The organism is Peptoniphilus indolicus ATCC 29427, assembly GCF_000227315.1.
Classification (GTDB): Bacteria; Bacillota; Clostridia; order Tissierellales; family Peptoniphilaceae; genus Peptoniphilus; species Peptoniphilus indolicus.
This window is the reverse complement of sequence record NZ_JH165061.1, coordinates 1,013,253-1,021,230: the sequence shown is the minus strand read 5'-3', so window position 1 is coordinate 1,021,230 and position 7,978 is coordinate 1,013,253. Positions and strand designations below refer to the sequence as shown.

Annotated in this window: 7 protein-coding genes; 3 read left to right on the top strand and 4 right to left on the bottom strand. The window is 32.9% G+C overall.

Annotation, left to right across the window (positions count from 1 at the left end; genetic code table 11):
• Positions 1 to 104 precede the first annotated feature (104 nt).
• Entirely contained in the window at positions 105 to 866 is a 762-nt protein-coding gene (locus tag HMPREF9129_RS04590; RefSeq protein WP_004820840.1) for a DeoR/GlpR family DNA-binding transcription regulator, read from the bottom strand.
• Between the two features lie 72 nt (positions 867 to 938).
• Positions 939 to 1,526 (bottom strand): class II aldolase/adducin family protein, encoded by a 588-nt coding sequence (locus tag HMPREF9129_RS04585; protein WP_004820839.1) that lies wholly within the window; start codon positions 1,524 to 1,526, stop codon positions 939 to 941.
• Positions 1,527 to 1,813: 287 nt separating this feature from the next.
• Here HMPREF9129_RS04585 and HMPREF9129_RS04580 point away from each other — a divergent pair, with 287 nt between their 5' ends.
• Genes HMPREF9129_RS04580 through HMPREF9129_RS04570 form a run of 3 tightly spaced genes read left to right on the top strand, consistent with a single transcriptional unit; the run spans position 1,814 to position 5,000 of the window.
• Positions 1,814 to 3,112, top strand: coding sequence for an APC family permease (locus HMPREF9129_RS04580; protein WP_004820836.1), 1,299 nt, complete (start codon positions 1,814 to 1,816; stop codon positions 3,110 to 3,112).
• A gap of 15 nt (positions 3,113 to 3,127) precedes the next feature.
• The gene (locus HMPREF9129_RS04575) at positions 3,128 to 3,958 is read left to right on the top strand and encodes a purine-nucleoside phosphorylase (RefSeq protein ID WP_004820835.1); all 831 of its coding nucleotides are present in this window, start codon (positions 3,128 to 3,130) and stop codon (positions 3,956 to 3,958) included.
• A 1-nt stretch (position 3,959) separates the two neighbouring features.
• Positions 3,960 to 5,000, top strand: a complete 1,041-nt coding sequence (locus HMPREF9129_RS04570) for a s-methyl-5-thioribose-1-phosphate isomerase (protein WP_004820832.1) — start codon at positions 3,960 to 3,962, stop codon at positions 4,998 to 5,000.
• Positions 5,001 to 5,063: 63 nt separating this feature from the next.
• On the opposite strand, the gene HMPREF9129_RS04565 is transcribed toward HMPREF9129_RS04570, so the two are convergent.
• Together HMPREF9129_RS04565 and HMPREF9129_RS04560 are read right to left on the bottom strand one after the other, a co-directional pair.
• Positions 5,064 to 6,335: an amidohydrolase family protein gene (locus HMPREF9129_RS04565; RefSeq protein ID WP_040552320.1), complete on the bottom strand. Its 1,272-nt coding sequence runs from the start codon at positions 6,333 to 6,335 to the stop codon at positions 5,064 to 5,066.
• Positions 6,336 to 6,351: 16 nt separating this feature from the next.
• Positions 6,352 to 7,773, bottom strand: coding sequence for an NCS2 family permease (locus HMPREF9129_RS04560; RefSeq protein WP_004820828.1), 1,422 nt, complete (start codon positions 7,771 to 7,773; stop codon positions 6,352 to 6,354).
• Positions 7,774 to 7,978: the final 205 nt, after the last annotated feature.

Genomic DNA, 7,978 nt, shown 5'->3' with positions numbered 1-7,978 from the left:
AAAAAATGATTTTAGCATAATTTCATTACTTTAAAATTTCCCGTGAAAATTCTTAAATTTTATGGCAATTTATAAATGCCAGCGATTAATCTTTGAAAGCACATTTAACTTTCTACTCTTATTCCTTTTCTTAAAAGTAAATTTTTCCATTCTTTTGATGGCTCTTGGTCTGTTATTATAGTATCTATGCCTTCAATTTCTGTGAAAATAACTGCCGATTCATCTGTAAATTTTGTATGGTCCATTAGTAATATTTTATTTTTACTATGTTTTAGCATAATTTTTCTAATTTTTAAGTTTTCTATATTATTTTCTCCTAATCCAAATTCCATATCTATTGTAGGAAAACTCACAAATGCTATATCCGCTCTGTATGTTTTCAGCATATCTAGAGTTTGGTATCCTATAAATGAGTTTGTTTTATTGTGAAATTCTCCTCCTATTGCTATTAGATTTATATTTTCTGAGGTTGAGCACAGGTTAGCTATTTCCAATGAGTTTGTTATCACTGTGACATATATTTTTTTACCTATTAGGTTTTTGGCTAATTCAACACATGTTGTGCTTGAGTCCATTATGATTAAGTCTTTTGCTTTTATGCGTTTCATAGCCATAATTGCTATGTAATTTTTTTCATCCTTCATCAACTCTTTTTTTATATAGTTTCCAAATCCTCTATCGTATATGTTTTCTAAATATGCTCCACCTCTTGTCCTCTTTAATCTGTTTTGTTTTTCTAGTTCTATTAAGTCTTTTCTAATAGTCTCTTCGCTACATTCTAGCATTTCTGCGATTTCAGCTATGCTGAGTACGTTATGTGTTTCTAGATATCTTATTATTTGGCTATGACGTTCTATTTTTATCATTTTGCACCTCTTTTTCTCTACGGTTTTATTTTTTATTTGGAAGGAAGATACTTTGCCAATAAAATATTAAAATCAATCATTTATTGTATATACTTTCCCTATTCCTCTTGAGTAGTAATATATTTTTGCCAAGTCTTCTACATATTCTGCTGATAAAAATGCTTTTTCCATATTTTCTCCACAACATATAACTCCATGGTTTGCCAAGAGGCATGAGTTTGATTTCTCTAAATAAGGTATTATAGCTTTTGCAAGTTCAATTGAACCTGCTCTTTCAAATGGTGCAACTTTTAATTCTCCACCTATAAACGGCTCCATTTCTATTGAAATCAATGGTATTTCTTCCCTAGCAACCGCAAAAGCTGTCGCAAATGTTGAATGCGTATGAACTACTGCACTGTATTTAGGATAATTTTTATATACTTCAAGGTGCATTTGCCATTCTGATGATGGCACTTGCTCTTCTGCATAAGGTGTTCCATCTGCATGTACTTTAACGATATCTTTTTCTTCTATTTTTCCATAGTCCATTCCGCTCGGTGTTATATAAAAACTGTCTTCATCTTCTCCTCTAAGGCTGATATTACCACTTGTTCCCGCTACTAATTTTGTATTGTACAATCTCATCCCTGCTTCTACTAAAATTTTTCTGTAATTCATTTTCTACCTCTAATTTAAATTTCTAAATTTATATTTATTTATTAAGTATATTTTAAATATAAAAAAGTTGCAATCGATTTTTTTGGAGTTTTTTGGATTTTACGCAAATATTTTTGTTATTTATTGGTTTTTATTTGTTTTTATATCATTTTTGATTTCAATTATTATTTTTTTCTCTATTTTATCGGATTTATTTGATTTTTACTTTTCCAACTTTAACCAATTTTGTTTGACTTTTCACTGCCTAATGTTAAAATAAAATTATAATTTAATTTTAAGGAGGATTTATGAAAAATTCTAAAATTTCTTTGTTGGATTTAATTGGAATTGGGGTTGGACAAATAATTGGCTCCGGAGTAATGATTTTAACAGGAATTGCAGTCGGCAAAACCGGTCATGGTGTTACTTGGGCTTTTATAGTTGCCGGAATCATAGTTGCCATAACTAATTTATGTCTTGCAACTCTCGGTTCTGCAATTCCTGCTAACGGCGGCATGTATACATATGTAAGGGACTTAATCGGTAAAAAAACTGGTTTCTTTTATGTTGCACTCTTAGCTGCCGGTCAATTGGTATTAGCAAATTATGCAATCGGTTTCTCTGAATACCTAAAGGAGCTTGTTCCTTCAATCAATGTAACTTTGGTTTCAGCTATTATGATGACTATAATTTTTATTGTGAATTTAACAGGTGTAAAAACTGCTGTTAAGTTCCAAAACCTACTTGTTGTAGTGCTTGTAGTATCTATTGGTTTGTTCATTTTTTTAGGTCTTCCTAAGATAAATGATTTTTCTCCTTATATGGATATCACTAAGGTTATGCCTAATGGTTTTTCTGAGTTTATCGCAGCTATATTCCTTGTTAGATTTTCACTTGTCGGAGCTGAATACATAAATGAATTTGGTAATGATGCTAAAAATCCCGGTAAAAACATCCCTCTTGCAATGATAATTTCAACGATTATAGTTTCTATAATTTATTTGGGGGTTGGTTTTGTAGCTACCGGTGTACTTCCTATTGAAGAGGTAGCTTTTAAAACTCTTGGAAGTGTTGCTAAAGAAATTTTCTCTCAACCTGTTTATTATTTCTTCATGGTTGGCGGAGCTATGTTTGCTGTTGCTTCTTCTTTAAATGCTGTTTTTGCTTGGGCTCCTAAAGGACTTAAGGTTGCAATTGAAGATGGTTGGCTTCCTGAATTTTTAGCTACTGAAAACAAAGCCTTCGGAACTCCACATTATCTGCTTTTAATTTTCTACATACTTGGTATGATTCCTATCTTAACTGGTGGAACTTTGGAAATCATAGCTGTTCTTGGAAATAATATAGGTCTTATATTTGCCGCTCTTCCAATTGTCGCTGTGCTTTTCTTACCTTCAAGAAACAAAAATGCCTATGAAAATGCTTATTTTAAATTACCTTTATGGGCTATGAGAGTACTTCCTGTACTTTGCTTAATAGTTTTCGCTGCAGGATTTTATTCTAATGTAGACTTCATAGGCCCATTTGGAATGAAAGTATTGTTTGGATATTGTGTGATAGTGGCTATTTATGCTAAGCTTAGAGAACCTTATATCAAAAAGTCATAAATAAGTGAGGTTGTTATGTTAAAAGAAAAAAATTTTAGTGTTTACAAAGAAAGTGCAGATTATATTTTATCTAAAATAGGAGATCCTGTTGATTTTGCCATAGTGCTTGGAACTGGTCTTGGCACTCTACTTGACTGTATGGAAAATAAAATTGAAATACCTTATGAAGAAATTCCGGGATTTTTAATCTCTACTGTTAAAAGTCACCCAGGAAAGTTTATCTATGGTAAATTGTCCGGTAAAAATATAATTTGTATGTCCGGTAGATTCCACTACTATGAAGGCTATGACCACAGCGAGTTGGCAACTCCAATGTATGTTTTAAAGCTTATTGGTGTTAAGACTGTAATCTTAACTAATGCTGCGGGTGCAATAAATTATAATTTCCACCCTGGAGATATTTGCGTTGTAACTGACCATCTAAACTTTGGTGGGGTTTCTCCTACTCGTGGAAACAACTTAGATGAATTCGGCGAAAGATTTTATCCTATAGACAATCTATATGACAAAGATTTAAGAACTTTTGCAAAAAATTGTGCTATTGAACTTGGCTTTTCTCTAAAGGAAGGCGTTTATTTCTACACTGTAGGTCCCTTCTTTGAAACTCCGGCTGAAATAAGAGCGATAAGACTTTTAGGCGGAGATTTAGTTGGAATGTCTACTCTTTCTGAATCTCTGACTGCTGGGCACTGTGGCATAAAGGTATTGTGTCTTTCTTTGGCAACTAATTACAGCTCTGACAGAGTGGACAACATGGACGGTAGCGAAGTTGAAGATGTTGCAATGGCGGCTTCTGAAAACTTTAGAAATTTAATACTGAAAATGTTAGAAAAATTTGAGGGGTAATATGGAAAGACAAGATTATAATCTACCTTTTATGCTTCAATATGAACATGTTGCTTGGTATGAAAATGGTAGTGTTAAAATTTTAGATAGAAGAATTTATCCCAAAGAGGTTAAATTTGTAGAATGTTTTAGTCATGTTGATGTGGCTCAAGCCATAACTGACATGGTCACTCAAAGTGCCGGACCTTATACCGCAGCTGGAATGGGTATGGCTCTTGCGGCTTATGAAACTCGTGATTTAAATGATGATGAAAAAATTAATTTTTTAAAAAAAGCTTCTGATAAAATTTCCAACGCACGTCCGACTACTGCAAACAGGATGAAAAAAATTACTGAAGACTCTGTTAAAGTTGCAATAAATGCTATGGAAAATGGACTTGACCCAATTCAAGCTATTTTAAAAAATACCGTTGCCTCTTTAAACAGAAGATATTATACTATGAACAAAGTTGCAAAATATCTATGTGAGTTAATTCCTGAAAATGGAAAAGTTTTGACTCAGTGCTTTGGAGAAACTATAGTTGGAATGATGCTTAGAACTTTAAAAGAAAGCGGAAAAATTGTCAGCTTCTACTGTGCAGAAACTCGCCCTTATTATCAAGGTGCTCGTCTAACTGCAACTTGTTGCAACGAAATGGGTTTTGAGACAACTATTCTAACAGACAATATGATTGCCTATACTATGGAAAATATTGGAATAGATTTATTCACCTCAGCTGCTGACACTATAACGCGAGATGCTCATGTAGCAAACAAGATAGGTACTTTCCAAATTGCTCTTTTAGCTAAAGAGTTTAATATTCCTTATTTTGTAACCGGCATTCCTGACGATGATAAATTTTCAAAAGATGATATAAAAATTGAATTGAGAGACTCATCTCTTGTTTTGGGCGACTGGACTGCAAAGGGTGTAAAAGCTATATATCCTTCGTTTGACATCACTCCACCTATGTTAATTCGCGGTGTTATAACTGACAAGGGAATTTATGACCCTTCTGAGCTGCCAAACTATTTTAACTCTAAAGTAAATAGATTTTATTAATTTTTAAAGCGTATCTTGGCATCAAGCCAAAATACGCTTTTTTTCGTCTCTATTACTTATTATTTAGAATATTTTATTTCCCCTTACAAATTTGTGTTTAATATCTTTGTGTTGAGACAAATATATTGTCCTCTCTAATCTTTGTCGTAAATTTAAATCTTCTGTTCTGTATTCTGAATCATCTATTACAACTACATCTAATTCATATCCTCTTTCAAACGAACCAACTTTTCCAAAAAATTCTCCACCACCAAGTGTTCCCAAATAAAATACTTCTTCTACTTTCAATGGGCTTGAATTTCCATCTATAAGTCTCCAGAAAAGTTTTGAAACTTGGATAGCATCTGTCATCTGTCTAAAAATAGATAAATATGCTCCACCTGCAACGTCACTTCCAAGCCCAACTCTCTGCCCTTCTTCTAAGTATTTTCTAATTGGGGCTATTCCTGAAGATAGGTTCATATTTGAATCAGGACAGTGTGCTATATATACCCCTCTATCTTTTAACAATTTTCGCTCGTATTCGTCTGACCATACACAGTGAGCCATTATAGTCTTGGAATATTCTCCAAACAGTCTAAATCTGTCATAAGACTCTCCATAGCATTTTGTTCCAGGGCATAGCTCTTTAACCCATTCTATTTCTGATTGATTTTCAGATAAGTGTGACTGCACCGGAAGTTTTTCCTCTTTTGTAATTTTACCTAAGCTCTCCATCAATTCATCAGTACATGATGGTGTAAATCTTGGAGTTATTATCGGATATGTGTTTTTATATTTTACTTTGGTTTCATCTAACCACTTTATTGTATTCTCAATACTCTCTCTTGCACAAACTTCTTGTAATTCCGGTATTGAGTTTCTGTCCATATTGACTTTTCCAACGTAAGAAACCAATCCTGAATTTTCAAGCATATCCATTAAAATTATGGTGCTTGGTACGTGTAATGTTGCAAACACAACCGCTCTTGTAGTTGCACTACTTACCAAGTCTCCTACAAATTTTTCATATGTTTTTTTAGCATATTCTGTGTCTATATACTTTGCCTCATGAGGGAATGTATATGTATTTAGCCAATCCAAAAGTTCCAAATCCATTCCAAGCCCTCTGAAATGATATTGTGGCGCATGAACATGTAAATCTATAAGACCCGGTATTATTAACTTATCACTATAATCACAGACCTCCAAGTCCTTATACTCATCAGGTATTTTATCAAATACCCCACATGAATAACCCTCCACGCACACCAAATAGCTATTTTCTCTTGTTGTTAAATTTTCCAGATTTTCGCTATAGCAAATATCTCCTTTTATTATAAAAGATGCTCTCATAAACATCCTCCATTCTTTAACCTAATGAAATTAATACATATCGTAATGCAAAAATAACTGAAACCACTGCTGTTAATAATTTTATATCCTTAATTTTTCCAGTGAATAATTTCAATAAACAAAAACTTATTAATCCCATTGCTATACCATTTGCAATTGAATATGTAAATGGCATAAATGTTATCGTAATAAATGCCGGAATAGCATTTGTAATATCACTAAAATCAACATCTTTTACATTAGATAGCATTAAAACCCCTACATAAATTAAAGCCGGTGCTGTTGCTGCTGCCGGAATTATACTTACAAATGGAGCACAAATTATTGCTGCTATAAACAACATAGATGTTGTAAGCGCTGTTAACCCTGTACGTCCTCCCTCTGCTATTCCCGCACTTGATTCTACAAGAGTTGTTACAGTTGGCGCCCCAACTAAAGCTCCTGTAAGTGTCGAAATTGCATCTGACATAAGAGCTTGCTTCATTCTTATAACTTCTCCATTTTCATCTATCATATTTGCTTGTTTAGCAGCTCCAAGTAATGTTCCTAAAGAATCAAACATATTAACTAACGAAAAACTTACTACCAACATAAATACTATAAATATATTGTGTATTAAATCTTCCCCTGCAAAAAGTCCCACAAAATCTAACTTAAAAAGTGATACTTCGTAAAAATCATGGAATTTTGTAGCCAAGTTCAAATCAAAAGCGTCAAATTTTGTAACTCCTAATGGCACTCCTATTAAAGTAGCAATCACTATCCCTATTAATATAGAGCCCTTTACTTTCTTTGCGTTCAATACTCCTATTATTATAAGCCCTATTAATGCAACCGTTGCACTCATTATTAGTTGTGTATCAAATTCAGGATTTTGCCATTGTGAAAAATCGATCATACTGACCAATGTCGCCGGGTTATCTACTACAATATTGGCACTTTTTAAACCTATTATAGTTATAAATAAACCTATCCCAGGTGTCATAGCATCTTTTATACAGTTTGGAATTGCTCTTATTATAGCTTCTCTAAGTCCTATGGCAGTGATTATTATAAATATTGCCCCTGATAAAAATACTATTACTAAAGCTTGTGAATATGTGTAACCCATTACTAACATTACAGTATATGCAAAGAAAGCACTAAGACCCATCCCCGGAGCTTGTGCAAATGGAAGCTTTGCATAAACAGCTACTAAAAAGGTTCCTATAAAAGCTCCTATACACGTAGCTATAAATGCACCGTTTGATACTTTTGTCGCATACGCATCTTGCCCTAATATTCGTAAAGGCTCTGAAACTGTCATTGGTATAATTATTAATATGTACGCAATTGTTATAAACGTAGTAATACCGGCTAAAATTTCAGTCTTTACATTTGTGTTGTATTTTGAAAGTTCAAAAAATCTTTCAAAAAATCCCTGTTGTTTTTGTTTCATAACTTTCCCTCCTAAAATATGACCGTTAAAATAGAGGAGACAAACTTCTACATACTATTTTCTAATTTAAAAATAAAAAAACTACTCAAAAACCCACTATAAATTAAAAAACATTGCAAAACTACAGAGATACAGGCATAACAATGTATTTTATAATTTATAGTCGGACTATTAGGTAGTCGATAGATACGCTTAACCAAATTAT

Bases quoted from the DNA above. Each gene is read 5' to 3' on its own strand.
- HMPREF9129_RS04590 (WP_004820840.1), bottom strand. From the start codon at position 866: ATGATAAAAATAGAACGTCATAGCCAAATAATAAGATATCTAGAAACA.
- HMPREF9129_RS04585 (WP_004820839.1), bottom strand. From the start codon at position 1,526: ATGAATTACAGAAAAATTTTAGTAGAAGCAGGGATGAGATTGTACAAT.
- HMPREF9129_RS04580 (WP_004820836.1), top strand. From the start codon at position 1,814: ATGAAAAATTCTAAAATTTCTTTGTTGGATTTAATTGGAATTGGGGTT.
- HMPREF9129_RS04575 (WP_004820835.1), top strand. From the start codon at position 3,128: ATGTTAAAAGAAAAAAATTTTAGTGTTTACAAAGAAAGTGCAGATTAT.
- HMPREF9129_RS04570 (WP_004820832.1), top strand. From the start codon at position 3,960: ATGGAAAGACAAGATTATAATCTACCTTTTATGCTTCAATATGAACAT.
- HMPREF9129_RS04565 (WP_040552320.1), bottom strand. From the start codon at position 6,335: ATGAGAGCATCTTTTATAATAAAAGGAGATATTTGCTATAGCGAAAAT.
- HMPREF9129_RS04560 (WP_004820828.1), bottom strand. From the start codon at position 7,773: ATGAAACAAAAACAACAGGGATTTTTTGAAAGATTTTTTGAACTTTCA.